We start from the raw sequence: 20,880 nt of genomic DNA, 5'->3' as shown, positions 1-20,880 counted from the left end.
GAGGCCGGACACCATGAAAGTTTTCGTATATGGAACGCTGAGAAAAGGTGGAAGAAACTCACCGCTGCTCCAGCAGGAAGTCTGTCTTTATAAAAAGGCTTACCTGAAAGGGTCTCTTTATGATACCGGAAACGGCTATCCGGCCTATGTCCGGGATGATGAGGATTATGTCTACGGTGAAATTTATGAAGTGAGTGATGAACTGCTGCCCGTGCTGGACCAGCTGGAAGGATACAAGCCGGAGCGCTCAACCGGGAACCTTTTTATCCGGACCGAGCGCGACGTTGGAACCGATGATGGTCCGGTGACGGCCTATGTGTATGAATACGGAGACAGAACAGCTTTGAAAAACAAAACTGCTTTTCAGGACTGGATGGTGGACCGTCTGCTGCAGGCGACCGGGAATATTCAATACTTCGCCTATGCTTCCTGTATGGACGATCAGCGGATTCGTGCTGCCGGCATGGAAACGCATTTCGATCAGGGAGAGCGGGCTGTTCTGCAGGGGTGGCAGCTCAGCTATGATTTTGAACGGAGCGACGGCCACCGCGCCAACCTTCGTGAATCGGCAACCGCAATGGAAGGGGTCCTGTATAAGGTTGCTCCGGAAGGGATTGACTATTTGTTCCAGAGGGAAGGAGTTCCCTACGGGCATTACCGGCCTGCAGCCGTTGTGGTGGAGACAGATTCCGGACGGCACCTTGCACTGACATTCATCGTCCGCTATCCTGCGGAAGAAAAAGCTCCTCCTGGTCACTACGCGGCTGAAGTCCTGCGCGGTGCGGAAAAATATTTATCCAACGCCTATGTGCAGCGGATGTATGATCATTTGAGGTCGTTTGATATGGAAGAGGAAAAAGAGGGGAGCACAACAGAATAACGCAATTCCGTCCTGTGGTCGCTTTCTTGTATGAACGCAGCTGAAGGAATCGTAGAAGGACATGCGGACTGCATTCACCGATTCCTTTTGAATAAAGCGCTGTTAAAGCTTGATGTTGTTATTTGATGAAAGTAGCGATAGGCGGCGACGCTCAAGGGATAAGCGCAGTCCGAAAATCCTCCTTCGCTTCGCGAAGGATAGTTGAGGACAAGCCCCTGAGCAAGCGTCCGCCTGAAGCGGATGAAATCAACAACGAACGATAACATAGCCTTGAATAAAAGATCGAAGCTCCCTTTGGTCGACACGTCTGCTGCCGCTGGCTCATAGGAGAGACTGCTTTTTATTCTTCCCCGCGCAGCATGCCAAGCGGGCGCCTCCTTTAAGGAGCATGTCATCATGCTAATCAAGAAATAAAGGGGCTCTCCAGAAAGTCTGTTTCAGACTTTCTGGAGAGCCCCTTTTGATCTGGCCGGGCACGTCTTGGACAAACGGCTGGACAGTCGTTTACCTATATCAACATTCGGCTTCGTGAAAGCATAAGCCCTGCGACTTCCAGGAAGAGAAGGGAGCAGGGTCCGGGACTTTTCAGCATACGGCTTGGTGGACATCCATCGTCGAGAAACGTGAATCCAGCTGCCTTTGCTGAGGCGTGTTCAGGCTGCTTCCCAGCGAATATTTCCAGCTTTCGCCTGCTCGTCCAGCGTCAGATGAAACCCGTGTTTTTCGTAAAAATGAATCAATCGTTCAATATGATCCCAGTCTCTAGGAACGATGCTTCCCGTGAGTGCGTGTACGTGTTTTTCCTGAACGTATTTTTTCGCATGATCAAGAAGGACCGATCCATACCCGTATCCGGCATCCCCTCGAATATCATCGATGTGAAGGCTGGACTCCTTCCACGTGGCGTGGATGGAATAGTCCCAGTGGCCATGATACGGATGCAGGCAGCTGTCGATCATGAGCCTGCATACCACCCCGTCATCATGAACGTAAACGATGACGTGTTCATGGTGTTTGGTCTGATCGACTGCAATCACACGGTAGTCAGCCGCTATTTTCGGTATATTCTGCTGCAGCCGGATAAGCTGCATTTCCATTGACGCCATTTCCTCAATTAACTGATCTTTCGGCTTTGCTTCTTTAGGTTCCTCCAGAAAAGCGGACATGGTCTACCAACCTTTCTTTGCTGTTCTTTTTACAACAGCAGTTATTGTACAGACATCCTCCGCGGATTTCAAGTCTGCCTGTTCCGGTGCACGATAGGTGCACTGCATCATTCCAGCTTTTATAATGATAGAGGAAAGGTCGTGATGCGATGGAAGTGAACATCTTTGCGATGGATGGCAGACATGATGCCTACGAATTCGGTCTGAACCAAGCAAGAGCACTGATCCGTACCCCGCTCTACCGGAAGCATGCGGGAAGAAGGCGGAAGTCGATACGCAAATATACTACCGACGTGAAGGAAGTGCGGACCTGGGTGGAAGCCTTGATTCCTGATCTGTGGGAAGAGATGGAGGGGATCTCCGATGGGCTGCAGTGGCAGCTTGAGGACGTGATCCACGAGTACGGCGGGTACCAGCAAAGCTGGGTGAAAAGCGGATGCAGCGCTTTTATGACCCCGCATCTGTATGCACGAAACTATGATTACCATCCAAAAACATACGACGGCAGATTCGTGCTCTGGCAGCCTGAGCGAGGAGCAGCGCACGTCGGCTTTGCTCAGAGAATGATCGGCAGAATGGACGGCATGAACGAACATGGACTTGCGCTCGGCTATCATTTCGTGAACCGGATTTCCCCTGAGGATGGATTCATCTGCTGCACTCTGGCAAGGTTTGTCCTTGAATCGTGCAGAAATACGGAAGAGGCGGTGGAAGCGTTAAAAAGACTTCCGCACCGGCATTCCTTTAATTACTCGATCTCGGATGCAGCTGGAAGTTCTGCTGTTGTGGAAGGATCCGGAAAGGGAGCGGAAGTATTATGGGATCATGGTCACGTATGCACGAATCATTACAGGCTGCCGGACAAGCAGAAGGAGAACCGGCACCGTACCGAAGAATCGATTCAGCGGCTGCAGCGGCTATCCTCCTTGTATCATGGAGACATGACGCCGTCTGAAGCGTTTTACAGGCTGAATCATCTGGAATACGGCGTGGCAAAGACAGACTATGGAAACTGGTCGGGGACGATCCATACAGCAGTCTATGATACCCGCGGGCTGAAGGTGACGGCCGGCATCGGCGTGGACGCGCGTCCGGCTGTGATTGATTTCGGCAGCTGGCTGCGGGGCGAAAAACTCCGGCTCCGCAGTCTCCGAGGAAAAATTCCGGTACCTGCCGGCGGGGAGCATCTGTTAAAAGAAAAGCAGGATGAAGAGCGTTTTTAACAACTGGCAGAGCCGTCAGTCCCTTCCAGCAGGGAGAAAGGCATAAGCGAAAAGATATTGAGAGCTGAAGGAGGAAAAGGAATGAGCGAGAGATCAGAGCAGGAAATTCTGGACTACCTTGAACGAGCAGAAGTGGCTTCCGTTGGCACATCCAACATGGGAAGACCGCGTCAGCGGATGATGCACTTTGCTGTCGATGATACCTTTCAAGTCTATGTGTCGAGCATGAAAGGAGACCCAAAGGTGATTCAGTGGGCCAATATACCGGAGACGGCGATGCTGATTCATCAAGGTCAGACGTTCATGGAGATGGAGGAATGCGAAATCATCGGGAGAGCGGCCGTCGTCCGTTCTGCAGAAGAACGGGAAAAAGCCCTCGGTCTGTTAAAAGACAGGTCTCCGATTGTCGGCAGCTTTGTCGAGCAGGATGCTGTAGACCGGCTCGAGTTTATTAAAATTGTCCCGAAGACAGTAAAATACCGGTACGTACCGGAAATTCTTCAAGGGGAAAAGCCGACCATCTTTGAGTTTGATACAGATGAAAAAGCAGAGGACCGGAGCGGGCTGCTATCGCGGGCAAGAACCTGGAAGGAAGCGGTTCGTCCGCTGTCGCTCACGGCCTCACTAGTACCAGTACTCGTCGGCGGGGCAGCCGCTTTCGGCCTGGCTGGCATATTTTCATGGCCGTTGTTTATCTTGACGCTGCTTGCAGCTGTGATGGTTCAGTCGGGAACCAATATGATCAATGATTATTATGACGCAGAGCGGGATGCTGAAAATACAGGCGGGATTCGTCCATTTACTGGTGGTTCGAGGATGATCCAGCTCGGTCTCATATCCAAAGCCGACATGGGCTTTTTCGGTATACTGCTGACCTTTGCTGCAGCAGTGATTGGTATTTATTTGAGTGCCGCCGCAGGATGGGGGATTCTGCCGTTGATCGCGTACGGACTGATCGCAGGATTTTTCTATACGAATAAAAAAGGCAGATTTTCGTTCATCAACTCATTTCCGGGCGCGGCTGAATTTTTTATAGCTACAACATACGGGACGGCCATGACGCTCGGTACGTACTATGTTCAGACCGGGACCTATTCCTGGTCGGTGTTTCTTCTCTCCATTCCGGTTGCAGCACTCGTAACCAATGTGCTGCTCATCAACCAGTTCCCGGATGCAGCTAGCGATGAAGAGCAGGATAAAGCGACGCTGGTTGTGCGCCTCGGTAGAAAAGGAGCAAAGAATGTACTGATTGCCTTGTTCCTCTTCAGTGCCGCCATGATCGTGCTGCTTCCGTTCCTGACGGAGCTGCCGATTACAATTCTTGCAGCGCTGCTCTCACTGCCGTTCATGTTTCAGGCTGTCCGCTACAGTCAGCGGTATTATGACAGTGGTTCGACGGACATGATACCAGGCAATGCGCACACAGCCATCCATCACTTATTGACGGGGCTGCTGCTCGCTGTTGCATTGATCATGCTTGAGGCGGAGATTTGGATTACGGTTCTTCTCTTTGCAGCAGCTGCTGTCTTTGTGCTGTGGGTGTGGCGCTACATTGAACGTCAGCGGAAAGTCATGACAGGATTTAAACAGGCTTTTGCAAAATGAGGTTTATACGGATCATTTCCAGTGAATAGTGGAAAATGTGCGATATATTTTTTCGAGGGGTGAAAAACATGGCAGATAAAGTATTTTCTACCAAAGCGACAGCAACAGGCGGACGTGAAGGACATGTAAAATCAGACAGCGGGTTCCTTGATTTGCCGCTGCAGATGCCGGATAAGAACGGTATTCCTGACGACGCGACAAATCCGGAGCAGCTTTTTGCGGCCGGCTACAGCGCCTGCTATGACGGTGCCTTGAATTTGATGGCTTCGAAAGCGGAAGTCGACATTTCGTCCGAAACTACGGCCGAAGTAAGTCTTCTTAAAGATCCGGCGGACAATGGCTTTAAACTGGCGGTCACGCTGCATGTTCACATTAAAGGTGCCGATCAGGATCAGGCAGAAGAACTGGCCCACCGCGCCCACGAATTTTGTCCTTACTCCAAAGCAACAGGTGGAAACATCGACGTGGATCTGCAGGTTACTGCAGGATAATCACGTTTCCGACACGATGATAGAGCTGGCTGCAAACCAGCTGGACCGTCTCAGCAGAACGTTGAGGCGGTCCTTTTTCAGTTGGATCAGAATGTATACGTTCTCATCGAGGCAGACGGCACAGGGTTCTGCTGAAGATGAAAGACGACAAAGAGAAGCATGTTCTGCTTATTAGAGTATAGGAATGTATAAGTTTTCATTCAGGGTGACGGCATTTCGTCCCAACGGGTCGCTGCCGGATGCTCTGAAGCGCCTGCTGTAAAGGAGGAAGACGATGGTGTAAAACCGGAAGCCTGACCTACAGGGAAGTGTTCAGCCGCAGCTGCAGGTGAAAAGGGGCCAGCCTGAAGAGAAGGTCGTGATCTCTACAAGCAAAGGCGGGTTTTGCCTCGTTTTTCTTATCGATCATCTGAAGGCGAATCCATCGTTCTTTGAGCTGTTCTCCTTTATAATAGGATCAGGAGGTGCTCCAAGTGAAAAAATGGCTTATTGCTTTTTTCGTTGTTATTACAGGTGCAGCCGCAGTTATCTTTATTCCTATTATGTACGACTATTTTACGATTCGCTCGTACGGTAGTGAACCTGTGGAAGAACAGGATGAAAATCTCGAAACCGCAGCATTTGCGGGAGGATGTTTCTGGTGTATGGAACAGCCGTTTGAAAACCTGGACGGTGTTGAAGAAGCTTATTCCGGCTACACTGGAGGAAGCGAAGAGAACCCTTCCTACGAGGAAGTGGCTGGAGGAGAAACAACTCACCTGGAAGCAGTACAGGTGCACTACGATCCCGATGTCATCCGGTATGAAGATCTGCTCGAAGTGTTCTGGAGACAGGTAGATCCAACCGATGATGGCGGTCAGTTCGTCGATCGCGGTAACCATTACACCACCGCTGTTTTCGTCAATAATGAAGAAGAGCGTGCCGCTGCCGAACAGTCAAAGGAAGAGCTGGAGGCATCAGGCAGATTTGATGATCCAATTGTAACGGACATCCAGGATGCCGGTGTATTCTGGATGGCTGAAGAATATCATCAAGATTTTGCCGAGGAAAACCCGGTGCGCTATAATATGTATCGGTCCAGCTCCGGTCGTGATGATTTCATCGACGAGTACTGGGGCGATGAAGCAGATTATGAAGTAAAATCTGTATCGGCTGAACAAGCTCCATGGTCCCACAGGGCGCTGGATTCAGATGAAGTGGAGGAGACCCTCACCGAGATGCAGTATTATGTCACGATGGAGGACGGCACGGAACCGGCCTATGACAATGCATACTGGGACCAGGAAGAGGACGGGATTTATGTGGATCTGCTGTCGGGTGAACCTTTGTTCAGTTCAACGCATCAGTATGATTCAGGCACCGGGTGGCCGAGCTTCACAGAACCGATAGATGAGGCGTTTGTTACGGAGCATGACGACTGGTCTTTTCTCGTGCGACGGACTGAAGTACGCAGCAGCGAAGGGGATGCGCATCTCGGTCATATCTTTACCGACGGTCCGGATCCAGATGGGCTGCGGTACTGCATTAACTCGGCAGCGGTAGCCTTTATACCGTTTGAAGAGATGGAAGAAGAAGGATATGGAGACTATATCGATTTGTTTGATGGAGGAAGATAGCATGCCACAAGTTGAAGTAGCAACATTTGCAGGAGGCTGTTTCTGGTGTATGGTCAAACCGTTTGATGAACAGCCGGGTATTCTCAGAATTCGTTCCGGCTATACCGGAGGAGAAGTAGAACATCCTTCCTATGAACAGGTAAAAAGCGGGACGACCGGCCATCTCGAAGCAGTACAGATAACTTTTGATCCAGAACATTACGATTATCACACGCTGCTCCAGCTGTTCTGGCAGCAGATCGATCCGACGGATGATGGCGGCCAGTTTTTTGACCGCGGTCCACAGTACCGCTCCGCTGTTTTCTATCATACCGAGGAGCAGAAGGAACTGGCCGAAGCCTCGAGAAAAGAGCTGGAAGAGAACGGTCCTTTCCGCGATCCGATTGTAACTGGTATTTTTCCTGCAGCTCCGTTCTACGAAGCGGAAGAAGAGCACCAGAAATTTCACGAAAAAAATCCGGATTTGTATCAGCGTGAGCGCATTGAATCCGGAAGACAGCAGTTCCTCCAGGAGCACTGGGGAGATGCCCAGTGAATCTCGATGCCTTGGCCGAAAAAGTCGAAGCGGAACTGACAGCAGGATTCGTTTGCAGAGACGGCAGCGTACTCTATTCCTGGAAATCGGATGATGCGCTGCATCACGTCCGGTCAGTGAGCAAGTCCATGCTTTCGATCATCGTTCATCTGGAGGTGGAGAAAGGGACGCTCGCCCTCGATGACCCTGCATCCTATTGGCTTCCCGGAGCGGTTGGTACAGCGGAAGAGATGCTGACCATGACCTCCGGGAGAACAGAATCATTATTCAAGCAGGCAGCGGAAGATGGTTCCTGGAGCAGAGGGATGCTCCAGCCGGAAGACACAGCTTACTTCCACTACAACAATGCAGATTCCTATCTTCTGGCGAGGCTTGTTGAACAGGCTTCCGGTAAAAAGCTGGAAACGTTATTCCAGGAGCATATTGCAGACCCTGCTGGTTTGGACAGCTGGGAGTGGGATCATTCGGAAGAAGGGGCGGCGCTCGGAGGGTATGGTCTCCGGATGCTCCCCGGCGATCTTTTCCACACAGCAGAACTGCTGTCCTCTGGAAAGCTGATCAGCGAACCACTCGCTGACAGGATGCTGCAGCCGAAAGTGGAAACAGGGATGCGCGGGCAGAAATATGCCCGCCACTGGTGGATGAGTCCGAACAAACATCCTGTGTACTACGCAGCAGGGAGAGGCGGCCAGCTTCTTTTGACTGTCCCCGATCTGCGCATCACCGCTGTGTTTTTAGGTAACTTGACGAAAGAAGACATGAAGCCATTCACCTGGTTTCTTCAGGATGTGCTGCAGGGGGTCTGAGAACAGAAGGCTGCTCTATGCACAGCCAAGACAATGGACAATAAGGAGAGATAGTCAGTGCCGGAACCAATAAAAGGAATTCACCATGTATCTGCAATTACAGCGAGAGCGGATAAAAATCTCGCTTTTTACACGAACACATTGGGAATGAGGCTCGTTAAAAAAACCGTGAATCAGGATGATACGAGCATGTACCACCTTTTTTATGCGGATGAGCAGGGCAGTCCGGGGACAGACCTCACTTTCTTCGAAATCCCGCGTGCCGGCCGCACCCACACCGGTTCACAGAGTATCAGCAGAACGGGACTCCGCCTGGCAGACGACGCAGCGGTTGATTACTGGAAAGAACGTCTTGAGCAGGCAGGGGTGACGGTGCACGATCGTGTGATAGAAAGCGGTCGGCTGACACTGCCTTTCGAAGATCCCGAAGGACAGCGTCTCGCCCTCGTATCAACAGAGCAGGACGAAGTGAAGCCGGCATCCGTTCCGCCGCAGCACAGTGATGTCCCTGATATCCATGCCATCCAGGGACTCGGTCCAGTCGAACTCACCGTACCGAAACTGCAGAAATCAGAAGAGGTACTCGTCAGTGTGCTCGGATTCAAACGCCTTGATGATGACGTGCATGGACACGGTACGACGGCGGTATATCAAGCACCGGGAAGCAGCGGTGCCGCCTCAGAGATCCGCATTGTTGAATCGGTGGAACCGAAAGAGCGTCCCGGACGCGGCAGTGTTCACCACGTCGCTTTCCGGGTCAGAGATGAAGAAGACCTCCGCGACTGGGCTGAGCTGATTAACAGCCGGGGCTGGGCAAATTCCGGTGTAGTGGAACGGTATTATTTTAAGTCGTTTTATTTCCGCGAACCGAATGGTATTCTTTATGAACTCGCGACAGATGGACCGGGATTTGACATCGATGAACCGCTGGAGTCGCTCGGTCGTTCGCTCGCTCTTCCTCCGTATCTGGAACATAAGCGCGGGGAGATTGAACAAACGCTGACACCGCTTCCGGACCAGGACTGAAAGAAGAAAAGGCTTATCAGCGGAACGGGCGGCACTTCTGCGTCATCGACGGAAGCTTCTATCCACCAAAAGAGACACTCCTCCAGCATGGCGCCGACCTTCCGGAGCCATGCGTTTTACTCATGGCAGCAGTCGTATGTTGGTAATCAAAGCGTCTTCGTTCTGCTGTTCGGAAAAACCGAAGAGCTTGTGCCTCCTGTTTAGAACGTGCAGCAGCGCCGAACGCGGTTCCTGCCAAAAGGCGCTGTGCGCTTCAAGTCTCTGAACAAGGCTGTACAAAAGCTGGAAAAGTACGGTAAACTACGGTAAGAATGCATTTCCCGCTGGAGGAACTATGGATATCCTATCGATTCTTTTAGTTATACTTTTTGTCGTGAACATCCTTTTCGCAGGGATTATTATTTTCATTGAGAGAAAAGATGCGAGCGCTACCTGGGCATGGGTGCTGATTTTATTCTTTGTTCCTTTTCTCGGTTTCATCATTTACATTTTTCTTGGACAGAACCTGACAAGAAGACGACTGTTTGACTGGGAAGGTATCAGAAAAATCGGCATCATCGATATCTTGAACCGGCAGATCGAGCAGATCAGCAATCCTTCGTTTTCTTTTCATAACAATGATATCGATTCCTACCGCGATCTCATCTATATGCATCTGATCAATAATGATGCAGTACTTACAAGAGACAATCACATCGATGTATTAAACGACGGCGTACAGAAATTTGATCAGCTCAAGCTCGACATCGATGCTGCACGCGATCACATTCATATTCAGTATTATATTTTCCGTCATGACCGGCTCGGAAAGGAACTGATTACGCTGCTGACGAAAAAGGCGAGACAAGGGGTGATGGTCCGGGTGTTATATGATGATCTCGGTTCACGTCAGCTCCGGAGAAAACATTTCGCCGATTTAATCGAAGCCGGAGGCAAAGTCGGTGTTTTCTTTCCATCCAGAATTGCACTGATCAACCTGCGTTTGAACTACCGGAACCACCGGAAGCTGACGATCATCGATGGGAAAATCGGCTACGTCGGTGGATTCAATGCCGGAGATGAATACCTCGGAAAAAGCCGGCGTTTCGGCTACTGGAGAGATACGCATCTCCGTGTGAAGGGAAGCGCGGTGGATCCGATGCAGACACGCTTCATCCTTGATTGGAATCAGGCGGCAAAAGAGCAGATGATTGCCTACGAAGCCCGTTATTTTCCTATGAAAGAACCAGAAGGAAGCGCCGCTGTTCAAATTGTCTCCAGCGGTCCGGATTCCGAGTGGGAGCAGATTAAAAACGGTTACTTGAAATTGATCACATCGGCTAAGGAATCTATTTATATTCAGACTCCTTATTTCGTACCTGATCAGAGTCTGCAGGATGCTTTACGTATCGCAGCGCTGTCTGGAAAAGATGTCCGTGTGATGATTCCGAGTATGCCCGACCATCCTTTCATCTACTGGGCGACGCTTTCTCACATCGGTCAGCTGCTGAAATCCGGTGCTCATGTGTATATTTATCAGAATGGATTCATTCATGCAAAATCTATCGTGGTGGACCGGCACGTCTCTTCCGTTGGAACGGCGAACATTGATATGCGCAGCTTCCGGCTGAATTTTGAAGTCAATGCGTTCATTTACGATCAGCAGACAGCGGAAAAGCTGGCACAGGATTTTGAGCAGGATATGATGCGCAGTGACACACTGACAATCGAAAAATACGAAAAGCGCTCCAAGACGGTCCGGTTTAAAGAATCCGTTTCTCGTCTTTTATCCCCGATTTTATAATCGGGGATTTTTTATGCATTCTGCTTACCAGGCAGGCCGACTGCATGACAGCTGATTTTACTTGGAATGGCAGCGGGATTATGAAAGGGAACGAGGCGTCTGCAGTCGTTTCAAAGTACGATAACGGCCGGCTTTTCTGCAGGGTCTCGCCCTTTCGCTTCCCGTCCATCCCGCCGGTGTCGAACCAGTCAGATCGATCATGCATAAAAATTTAGTTTTATCTATAATTATTATTGCATGTATATTACCTTGTGTGTATAATAATGAATTAACATAGACGAACTGGAAGGGCGGAATGATGCAGTGAAACAGGCAGCCATTGTAGGAGGAACTGGGTACGGAGCACTGGAACTGATCCGGCTCATGGAAAATCATCCATATGTGCAGGTATCTGTGGTTATGTCACAGTCCGAGGAAGGAGAGCTGCTCGCCTCCCGCTATCCACATCTCGCAGTACAGCGGACGGATGCATTTGCTGGACTCGATCACGCAGAGCTCGACAAGGTTGATATCGTCTTTTTCGCGACCCCGGCTGGTGTTGCCAAAGAGATGCTGGAAGCAGGATTTGCTTCTGGAAAGCAGGTAATTGATCTGTCCGGGGATCTGCGCATTGATGATCCGGACACCTACAAACAATGGTATAAGCTAGATCCTCCGAAGCAGGATCTGCAGCAGCGTGCGGTGTACGGACTTCCGGAACTCAACCGCGGTATTACAGCCTCAGCTGAGCTGATTTCGAATCCCGGATGCTTTGCTACGGCGGCTCTTCTCGCTCTGCTCCCTTTCACGGAATCGGGTTCGGTGGATGCCGGGCATATCATTATCGATGCCAAAACCGGCGTCTCCGGTGCAGGGAGAAAACAGTCACCGCTGACTCACTTTTCAGAGACGAACGATAATTTTCAAGCATACAAAGTCGGCGCTCATCAGCACACACCGGAAATCGAGCAGTATGCTTCAGCTTCGATGAATGAAGAGCTGAAAGTTCAGTTCCAGACGCATCTGCTGCCGATGACCCGGGGCATCCAATGTGCCGTGTACGCACCATTCACAAGCAATGACGATCCGCAGAAACTGTTGGAGAATCGGTACGGCAGCCACCCGTTTGTCCGGGTACGGCCGAGCGGTTCTTTCCCTGGCACAAAAGAAGTCTACGGCAGCAATTACTGCGATATCGCAGTGCACCTTGATGAACGCACAGACCGAATCATGATCATTAGTGTCATCGACAACTTGATGAAAGGTGCTTCCGGTCAGGCAGTGCAGAATATGAATATCATGAACGGCTGGGAAGAGGACGCTGGACTGCAGCTCCTTCCCGTCTACCCATAAAAGGAGCGATGAATATGCTGGTCAGCCAGAAAAACGAACTGCATGTACTAGAAGAAGGACACGTAACAAGCCCTGCCGGGTACATTTCCGGAGGAACCCACTGTGGTCTGCGCCGCAAGAAACTGGATTTCGGCTGGCTTTATTCGGAAACACCAGCAGCGGCGGCAGCAGTGTATACGCAGAACAGCTTTCAGGCTGCTCCGCTTAAAGTTACGAAACAGGCAGTAGCGGTGGAAAAGAAACTTCAGGCCGTGCTGATCAACTCCGCGAATGCGAATGCGTGTACAGGAAAGAAAGGCATGGAAAATGCCGAGCTGATGCAGCAGTGGGGAGCCGAGATGCTGCAGCTTCCTTCTCATTATGTTGCCGTGCAGTCAACGGGCTTGATCGGGGTTCAGCTTCCGATGGAAAAAATTCAGGCTGGCATAGCGCAGGTGGACTTGTCAGCAAACGAAGCAGAAGCGTTTGAGCAGGCGATTTTAACAACAGACACGGTAACAAAGCACACCGCCGTAGAGATGGAAATTGAAGGAAAGCCGATTTTTATCGGAGGAGCTGCTAAAGGATCGGGGATGATCCACCCGAACATGGCAACGATGCTTGCCTACATGACGACCGATGCTGCAGTGGATGCAGATGCTCTCCAGCGGCTGCTATCTCGTTCAACAGACCGCACCTACAATATGATTACCGTAGATGGGGATTCGAGCACGAACGACACCGTGATTGCGCTTGCGAACGCAGCGAAAGAAACATCCGTGCTGGATGAATCCCACCCGGAATGGGATAAATTCGAGGCAGGATTTCAGCTGGCGTCCGAAATACTGGCCAAAAAGATCGCCAGAGATGGAGAAGGAGCCACCAAGCTGCTGGAAGTCCACGTACAGGAAGCTGCCACGTCGGAAGCTGCCCGGGCGATGGCCAAAGCCGTTATCTCATCCAACCTGGTGAAAACAGCCGTATACGGCGCCGATCCGAACTGGGGCCGGGTTGTCTGCGCCCTCGGATACAGCGGAGAGGAAGTGGATCCCGATGCTGTTGATCTGTATCTGGGACCCATCAAGGTTGTCGAAGATGGACTTCCGACCGATTTTAGTGAAGCGGAAGGTACAGCCTACCTCGAACAGGATCATGTTGTTGTGACAGCGGTTGTCAAAGCAGGTCAAGCAGAAGCAGCTGCGTGGGGATGCGACTTAACGTACGACTATGTCAAAATCAACGCATCTTACAGAACGTAAAAGATGGAGGGGACCGACGTGAAGCAGGTAGTAATCAAAATCGGCGGGAGTCTGCTTCAGGAGCTTCCCGCGGCATTTTATCAAACCATAAACCGGATCAAGGAGGAACGAAACCTGGAGCCGGTGATCGTTCACGGCGGGGGACCGGCCGTCAACGAACTGCTTCAGGTGCAAAAGATCGATCCCATTTTTCAGGACGGACTCCGGGTCACCTGCCGGGACACTGCGGACGTCTGTGAAAAAGTTCTGAGTGGTTCGGTGAACAAACAAATCGTCCGATGCCTGCAGGCCGCCGGCATTTCAGCTGCCGGCATCAGCGGAGCCGACGCGGGAATGCTGGAGACAGAAGCACGGAGGGGTCTCGGTTATGTCGGGAAAGTAACGAGGGTGAATACAAGCGTGATCGACGCCCTGCTTCAAGCAGGCATCACGCCGGTTATATCCCCCGTCTCCACGGCCGATGATGGCGTGCCGCTCAATGTGAATGCAGATGAGGCAGCGGGTGCTGTAGCTGCGGCGATGGAAGCCGAGCTGCTTTTCATCACCGATGTTGCAGGGGTGATGAACTTAGAAGCCGTACCTGCTTATCTGTATTCAGAGTTAAACGGAGAGGAAGCAGAATCGCTGATCGGATCCGGAATCATCAGCGGTGGCATGATCCCGAAAGTACGGGCAGCCCTTCAGGCGGCAGAAGCCAGCGGGAAAACCGTCATGCTCGATGGAAAAAACCCCGAGGCACTGGCTGCATGGGCTGCTGATGGGTCAGGTGGAACAACGCTACGAAAGGACATGATAGCACATGGATAAAGCAGTACAATCTCCAGTAATGAATACGTATAAACGCCTGCCTTTCGCTCTCCAGAGCGGCAGCGGATCCTATGTAACCGCGGAGGATGGCACATCCTACCTTGATTTCACTTCCGGTATCGCCGTCTGTAACCTCGGCCATGCCCCGAAAGAAGTGTCGGAAGCAGTCAAAGCGCAGATGGATCAATTTTGGCATTGTTCCAATCTCTTTCCGATTACGCTTCAGGAAGAGGCAGCGGCAGTCTTAACAGAAGCCCCAGGGATGGACGAAGTGTTTTTTTGTAACAGCGGGGCAGAAGCAAATGAAGCAGCATGGAAGCTTGCCCGAAAATATCAAAGAGACCAGGGTTTTGCTGAAAAATATCATATTCTCTCTTTCCACCAGTCGTTCCATGGCAGAACGGGAGGCGCGATGGCTGCTACCGGGCAGGAGAAAATCAAACATGGCTTCGAACCTGTCATGCCTGGATTCAGCTCGATTCCATTCATGGACCAGGAGGCGCTGAAGCAGATCGATGAGACCACGGCCGCCGTGTTTCTGGAAGTAGTACAGGGGGAAGGCGGTGTCCATCCTGCCGGGAAAAACTGGCTGCAGCAGCTGCAGAACGTCTGCCGCGACAAAGGAGCACTGCTCATCATCGATGAGATTCAGACGGGGGCGGGACGAACAGGCACTTGGTTCGCCTATGAACAGTTCGGGCTGGAACCGGATATCGTCACAGCAGCGAAAGGGATCGGCTCCGGTTTTCCTGTCGGCGCTGTGCTGGCATCCGCAGAAACGGCAGCATCGTTCAGCCCAGGGACCCACGGCAGTACATTTGGAGGCAATCCGCTGGCCATGGCCGCGGTAAAGGCAACGAAAGAAGCCATGACGGAGCCTTTTCTTGAGGATGTTCAACACCGGTCTGCCTGGTTTAAACATCAGCTGCAGGAAACAGCAGCACCTTATGGCTGGGAAGTACGTGGACTCGGGTTTCTCCTCGGGATTGATCTGAAGGAACCGGCCGCACCACTGCTGGAAAAACTGCGCAGCAACCAGGTTCTGGCGCTTCCGGCAGGGGAGAACGTCCTGCGGATTCTACCGCCGCTGACCGCTACAGATATGGAACTGCAGCTGTTTCTGCAGGCGCTGACTCAAGCAGTACAAGCATGGAAGGAGGAAGTATGATGAGCAGTATGTATCTTCATCTGGAAAGCGGAGAGTGCTTTGAAGGAACAGCGATTGGTGCTGCAGCTTCCTGCTCCGGAGAAATCGTATTCAACACCAGCATGACCGGGTATCAGGAAATGATGACAGATCCTTCCTATAAGCACCAGCTCCTTACATTTACGTATCCGCTGATCGGTAATTACGGCTGGAATACCATTGATGATGAGGGGACGGCTCCTTCTGTTGCAGGTGTTCTTGTGCACAGCGGCTGTGCGGGGCCCAATCATTTTGAATCTGCGGGATCGCTTGATGACTACCTGAAAAAACACGGCATTCCGGGTGCTGACAATATCGACACGAGAGCCGTTGTGAAAGCGATCCGACGGCACGGTACTGTGAAAGCTGTTCTTTCTCCTTCACCGGAAACACCGTCGTTTACCCCGCTGAAACACACCGCGGCGCTCGTCGAGGATGTAACAACAAACGCGGCCTACACGTTCGGCAGGGAGGAAGGCAGACGGGTGGCCGTGCTCGATTATGGCTGTAAGCAATCCATTCTCCACGCGCTGAAGGACGCCGGCTGCCACGTGAAAGTATTCCCGGCAGAAACCGGTGCTGACGAGGTTCATGCTTATCACCCGGACGGGGTCCTCTTCAGTAACGGACCTGGTGATCCTGCGGAACTGCAGGAGTACTATCCGGTGGTCCGAGAGCTGAGCAGCGCCTATCCATCGCTCGGTATCTGTCTCGGACACCAGCTCATTGCGATGGCGTACGGTGCAGATTCCGAAAAACTTCCTTTCGGTCACCGAGGCGGCAATCACCCGGTCCGACATCAGGAGAGCGGATTTGTCGCTGTGACGTCCCAGAATCACGGGTACGTCATCCGGGAAGAAAGCCTTCGTCAAACGCCGTTTGAATCGACGTTTGTGAATGTGAATGATGGTACGGTGGAAGGCCTTCAGCATCCCGAACTGCCGATTCAGACGGTCCAGTTCCATCCCGAAGCACATCCGGGACCGAGCGACACGCATTTCGTATTTCAGCAGTTTATCGATGTTCTGCAGACAGGAGGAAAACAGGCATGTCCGACAGCATAAAGAAAGTACTCGTTATAGGATCGGGACCGATTGTCATCGGTCAGGCAGCCGAATTTGATTATGCAGGTACACAGGCGTGCCTGGCATTGAAAGAAGAAGGAATCGAGGTCGTTCTCGTCAACAACAATCCAGCTACCATCATGACGGATGAGCACATTGCAGACCGGGTGTATCTGGAGCCGTTGACGAAAGATTCCATCCACGCGGTTATTCAAAAGGAAAAACCAGACGGACTGATCGGTTCCCTCGGAGGACAGACCGGGCTGAATTTGACGATTGAACTCGAAGAGGCGGGCGTACTGGAAGCGGAGGGAGTAGCGCTTCTCGGCACGTCCGCCTCCTCGATTCAGCAGGGCGAAGACCGCGAACAGTTCCGGGCACTGATGCATGAGATCGATGAGCCAGTTCCTGCGTCGGATATCGTTTCCTCGATGGAAGCAGGTTTTCGTTTCGTTGAACAGGCCGGCTTTCCGGTTATTCTGCGGCCGGCGTATACCCTCGGCGGAGCCGGAGGCGGGTTCGCCTATTCGGAAGAAGAACTGGAGACAAAGCTGTATCAGGCGCTGCAGGCAAGTCCAATTCATCAGGTGCTCGTTGAAAAAAGCATCAAAGGATGGAAAGAAGTTGAATATGAAGTGATGCGGGATGCAAATGATACGAGCATGATTGTCTGCAATATGGAAAACATGGACCCGGTCGGCGTTCATACCGGGGATTCGATTGTGACCGCGCCCTCGCAGACGTTGACCGATCGTCAGTATCAGATGCTTCGAAACAGTTCCCTGAAAGTGATCCGGGCACTGAACGTCGTCGGTGGCTGCAACATTCAATTCGCCGTGCACCCGGAAAAGAATGAGTATGCGATCATCGAAGTGAACCCACGTGTCAGCCGTTCCTCAGCCCTTGCCTCCAAAGCAACAGGATATCCAATTGCAAGAATCGCTGCGAAGGTCGCATGCGGGTATAAACTCGATGAAATTGTGAATCCGATCACCGGCAATACGTTCGCTTCTTTTGAACCCGCGATTGATTATATCGTCGTGAAACTGCCGCGTTTTCCTTTCGATAAATTTTCGGAAGCGGACCGTACGCTCGGCACGCAGATGAAAGCAACAGGGGAAGTGATGGCGCTGGACCGCACGTTTGAAGGGGCACTGAATAAAGCGGTCCGTTCGCTGGAGATGAACATGAGCGGCATGCTCTGGCCTCGTATGCAGAAGAAAACAGATGAAGAAATCCGCGAGCTGCTCCACGTACCAAACGATCTGCGTCTGCCGGCGCTCGCTGAAGCCTTTCACCGCGGCTGGTCGGAAGACAACGTGTTCGATCTGACCGAAATCGACCGCTGGTACCTTCGAGGAATACAGAAGGTGACGGAGGCTGAAATGAAGATAAAAAGTGAAGGCTGGGAACATCTCCTGTCCAGTGCGAAAAGCATGAATATTGCAGATGCCCAGATCAGCCTGCTCACCGGAACGGCTGAGACAGAGATCAGGAATGCACGAAAAGCAAAGCAGCTCGTTCCAGCCTATAAAAGTGTCGATACGTGCGCAGGTGAATTTGAAGCGGAAACGCCGTACTTCTACTCTACTTGGCACGGAGCGGATGAGGTGGAGACGGTCTCTTCCAAAAAGAAACTGCTCGTCGTCGGCTCCGGTCCGATCCGGATCGGACAGGGAGTGGAATTTGATTATTGTTCTGTGCACGCGGCAGAAGCGGTAAAAGAACTTGGATACGAAGCTGTTGTCATCAACAACAATCCGGAGACCGTGAGTACAGACTATTCTGTTGCGGATCGTCTCTACTTCGAACCAATCACGACAGAAGATGTGCTGCACGTAGCGGAAAAAGAACAGGTTGCCGGGGTTCTCCTGCAGTTCGGCGGGCAGACAGCCGTCAACCTTGCCCATGATCTGGAAGCCGCGGGACAGCATGTTCTGGGTACCTCTGCAGACAATATAGATCTTCTGGAAGACCGCGGCCGCTTTTATGAGATGCTCGACGGCCTCGGTATCCACCGCATCAAAGGAACAACCGCAGCGACCGAATCCGCTCTCCACGAAGCAGCGGGAGCGCTCGGCTACCCGGTGCTCGTCCGTCCGTCCTTCGTGATCGGCGGGCAGGCGATGTATATCTGCTATGGCCCGGATGAACTTGACGATTACGTGAAGCGTCTCGCTGCCACGACGAACGATCGCTGCTGGCCGCTTCTGGTAGACTCTTTCGTTCCGGGAAGAGAGTGTGAAGTCGATGTCATTACGGACGGCCGGGACGTCTGCATTCCGGGGATTTTTGAACATGTCGAAAAGGCCGGCGTGCATTCCGGGGACAGCATCACGGTGTTCCCGCCGCAGCAGATGACCGAGGAAGAAAAGGAGGAAGTGACTGCGATCAGCCGCCGGATTGCTTCCGCTTCCGGAGCTGTCGGCATGATCAATATCCAGTTCGTCCTTCATGAAGGCAGCACCTACGTACTGGAAGTGAATCCGCGTGCGTCCCGCACCGTGCCAATCATGAGTAAAGTCACTGGGGTCAACATGGTCAAAGAAGCCGTACAGGCCCAGCTTGGCACTCCTCCTGCGCGAACGGGTCTGCTTCCGGAGCCGCCTCATATTACGGTGAAAGCCCCTGTTTTTTCCGTGAAAAAACTCAAAGGGGTGGATCATGCGCTGAGTCCGGAAATGAAGTCAACGGGCGAACAGATCGGCATTGCCTATACGCTCGATGAAGCCTGGGCAAAGGCTGCTCCGACAGCGCCCGGCAGAGGCGGGGTGTTCGTCTCAGTGGCATCCAGAGCCTACAACGATCTACTGCCGCTGCTGTCTTCGATGGAAGGGCCAGTCTACGCAACAAAAGGCACGGCAGCCTGGCTGCAGGAGCATGGTGTAGAGACAGCGGTTGTAGAAGATATCCTTGAGGCAGAACAGCTGTTAAAAGCAGAGGAACTGCATACCGTCATCAATATTCCGAAGCAGGGACGAAATCCAGGTTCGTTCGGGTTTCAGCTGCGGGAACTGGCAGCTGCCTACGGTGTTCACTGTTTCACCCATGCGGATACAGTCACTGCCGTCTGGAAACAGCCGAAGCTCCTGACACAGCCTGCTGCTGTTCAGGACATAACAATGAATCTGCTGGAGGGTCAAAAATGATGACATCAACATTCAACCATGTGCTTACAATGAATGATATTTCCAAAGAAGATCTGCACGAGCTGCTGGAAGATGCACTTGTGATGAAGCAGCAGGTGAAAAAAGGCATTCCCCATGAACATCTCCGCGGTAAAACGCTCGGCATGATTTTTGAGAAAGCATCGACAAGAACGAGAATTTCCTTTGAAGTAGGCATGACCCAGCTCGGGGGTCATGCTATCTTTCTCAGTCCAAGGGACATGCAGCTGGACCGCGGTGAATCGGTAGAAGACACGGCCAGAGTGCTCTCCCGCTACGTGGACGGCATCATGATCCGCACGTTCTCACACAGCATGGTCGAAACGTTCGCCGATCATTCGTCCGTGCCTGTGATCAATGGATTGACCGACCACCATCATCCAACACAGGTACTGGCGGATCTCATGACAATCTATGAAGAAAAGAAGCAGCTGGACGGGCTGACCATGGCTTTCGTAGGCGATGGAAATAACAACATGACTCATTCTCTGATACAAGGAGCAGTGCTGGCGGGCATGAACATTCAAGTGTCGAGCCCTTCAGGATATGAACCGTCGGCAAAAGTGTGGAACGAGGCAGAAGCAAAAGCAGCGGCACAGGGTTCCGGAATACATTTTTATTCAAACCCATACAAAGCTGTAACCGGAGCCGATGTCGTTGTCACTGATGTGTGGACGAGCATGGGCGATGAAGAAGAAGCCGCAGAGCGGCTGAACACATTCCGATCCTATCAGGTGAACGAAGCGCTGATGGCGAAAGCAGCAGAGGGAGCCATGTTTCTCCACTGCCTTCCGGCCCACCGCGGGGAAGAAGTAACCGCCGAAGTGATCGATGGTCCGCAGTCCCACGTATTTGATGAAGCAGAGAACCGTCTGCACGCCCAAAAAGCCCTCCTCAAAAATTTATTGGCTTAATTTGAATTTATATGTTGCCAAATGCATAAAGATACGTTATT

General features: G+C 51.9%; 17 protein-coding genes. 16 read left to right on the top strand and 1 reads right to left on the bottom strand.

The genetic code is table 11. The features are described 5' to 3' along the window. Nucleotides 1-13 precede the first annotated feature (13 nt). Nucleotides 14-880, top strand: a complete 867-nt coding sequence (locus G477_RS0101580; protein ID WP_026696441.1) for a gamma-glutamylcyclotransferase family protein — start codon at nt 14-16, stop codon at nt 878-880. Between the two features lie 653 nt (nt 881-1,533). Here the strand turns inward: G477_RS0101580 and G477_RS0101575 are convergent. After that, nucleotides 1,534-2,046 (bottom strand): GNAT family N-acetyltransferase, encoded by a 513-nt coding sequence (locus tag G477_RS0101575; RefSeq protein ID WP_026696440.1) that lies wholly within the window; start codon nt 2,044-2,046, stop codon nt 1,534-1,536. Between the two features lie 149 nt (nt 2,047-2,195). Here G477_RS0101575 and G477_RS18395 point away from each other — a divergent pair, with 149 nt between their 5' ends. The 15 genes from G477_RS18395 to argF all read left to right on the top strand — a co-directional run bounded on the left by G477_RS18395 (nt 2,196) and on the right by argF (nt 20,839). Next, entirely contained in the window at nt 2,196-3,269 is a 1,074-nt protein-coding gene (locus G477_RS18395; RefSeq protein WP_051287592.1) for a C45 family autoproteolytic acyltransferase/hydrolase, read from the top strand. A gap of 81 nt (nt 3,270-3,350) precedes the next feature. Next, the gene (locus G477_RS0101565) at nt 3,351-4,874 is read left to right on the top strand and encodes a prenyltransferase (protein ID WP_026696439.1); all 1,524 of its coding nucleotides are present in this window, start codon (nt 3,351-3,353) and stop codon (nt 4,872-4,874) included. A 68-nt stretch (nt 4,875-4,942) separates the two neighbouring features. Then, complete coding sequence (locus G477_RS0101560; RefSeq protein ID WP_026696438.1) at nt 4,943-5,365, top strand: organic hydroperoxide resistance protein; 423 nt, start codon at nt 4,943-4,945, stop codon at nt 5,363-5,365. Nucleotides 5,366-5,838: 473 nt separating this feature from the next. After that, the gene (gene msrA, locus G477_RS0101550; protein ID WP_245575334.1) at nt 5,839-6,981 is read left to right on the top strand and encodes a peptide-methionine (S)-S-oxide reductase MsrA; all 1,143 of its coding nucleotides are present in this window, start codon (nt 5,839-5,841) and stop codon (nt 6,979-6,981) included. A 1-nt stretch (nt 6,982) separates the two neighbouring features. Further along, a complete protein-coding gene (gene msrA, locus G477_RS0101545; RefSeq protein WP_035210830.1) occupies nt 6,983-7,516 on the top strand; it encodes a peptide-methionine (S)-S-oxide reductase MsrA in 534 nt (177 codons plus the stop codon). Further along, the gene (locus G477_RS0101540; RefSeq protein WP_026696435.1) at nt 7,513-8,322 is read left to right on the top strand and encodes a serine hydrolase domain-containing protein; all 810 of its coding nucleotides are present in this window, start codon (nt 7,513-7,515) and stop codon (nt 8,320-8,322) included. Before msrA (G477_RS0101545) ends, G477_RS0101540 begins: the two co-directional genes overlap by 4 nt. Nucleotides 8,323-8,379: 57 nt before the next feature. Further along, the gene (locus G477_RS0101535; protein WP_026696434.1) at nt 8,380-9,348 is read left to right on the top strand and encodes a ring-cleaving dioxygenase; all 969 of its coding nucleotides are present in this window, start codon (nt 8,380-8,382) and stop codon (nt 9,346-9,348) included. Nucleotides 9,349-9,682: 334 nt separating this feature from the next. Further along, nucleotides 9,683-11,131, top strand: coding sequence for a cardiolipin synthase (cls, locus tag G477_RS0101530; RefSeq protein WP_026696433.1), 1,449 nt, complete (start codon nt 9,683-9,685; stop codon nt 11,129-11,131). 303 nt (nt 11,132-11,434) lie between these two features. Continuing rightward, a complete protein-coding gene (argC, locus tag G477_RS0101525) occupies nt 11,435-12,463 on the top strand; it encodes an N-acetyl-gamma-glutamyl-phosphate reductase (RefSeq protein ID WP_026696432.1) in 1,029 nt (342 codons plus the stop codon). Nucleotides 12,464-12,477: 14 nt separating this feature from the next. Beyond that, nucleotides 12,478-13,701 carry a bifunctional glutamate N-acetyltransferase/amino-acid acetyltransferase ArgJ gene (argJ, locus tag G477_RS0101520; protein ID WP_026696431.1) on the top strand — a complete coding sequence of 408 codons (1,224 nt, stop codon included), beginning with the start codon at nt 12,478-12,480 and terminating at the stop codon, nt 13,699-13,701. A gap of 18 nt (nt 13,702-13,719) precedes the next feature. Next, entirely contained in the window at nt 13,720-14,508 is a 789-nt protein-coding gene (gene argB / locus G477_RS0101515) for an acetylglutamate kinase (RefSeq protein ID WP_026696430.1), read from the top strand. Beyond that, nucleotides 14,501-15,676 carry an acetylornithine transaminase gene (locus G477_RS0101510; protein WP_026696429.1) on the top strand — a complete coding sequence of 392 codons (1,176 nt, stop codon included), beginning with the start codon at nt 14,501-14,503 and terminating at the stop codon, nt 15,674-15,676. Before argB ends, G477_RS0101510 begins: the two co-directional genes overlap by 8 nt. Then, nucleotides 15,676-16,758, top strand: a complete 1,083-nt coding sequence (locus G477_RS0101505) for a carbamoyl phosphate synthase small subunit (protein ID WP_026696428.1) — start codon at nt 15,676-15,678, stop codon at nt 16,756-16,758. Before G477_RS0101510 ends, G477_RS0101505 begins: the two co-directional genes overlap by 1 nt. Next, nucleotides 16,743-19,907, top strand: a complete 3,165-nt coding sequence (carB, locus tag G477_RS0101500; protein WP_026696427.1) for a carbamoyl-phosphate synthase (glutamine-hydrolyzing) large subunit — start codon at nt 16,743-16,745, stop codon at nt 19,905-19,907. Before G477_RS0101505 ends, carB begins: the two co-directional genes overlap by 16 nt. Further along, nucleotides 19,904-20,839, top strand: a complete 936-nt coding sequence (argF, locus tag G477_RS0101495; RefSeq protein WP_035210825.1) for an ornithine carbamoyltransferase — start codon at nt 19,904-19,906, stop codon at nt 20,837-20,839. The genes carB and argF overlap by 4 nt, the downstream gene beginning before the upstream one ends. The last annotated feature ends 41 nt before the right edge of the window (nt 20,840-20,880 follow it).

Source organism: Alkalicoccus chagannorensis DSM 18086 (assembly GCF_000429725.1).
In the GTDB taxonomy this organism is placed as follows: domain Bacteria; phylum Bacillota; class Bacilli; order Bacillales; family Salisediminibacteriaceae; genus Alkalicoccus; species Alkalicoccus chagannorensis.
Note: the sequence above shows the minus strand (reverse complement) of the source record. Positions and strands in the feature narration are given on the sequence as shown.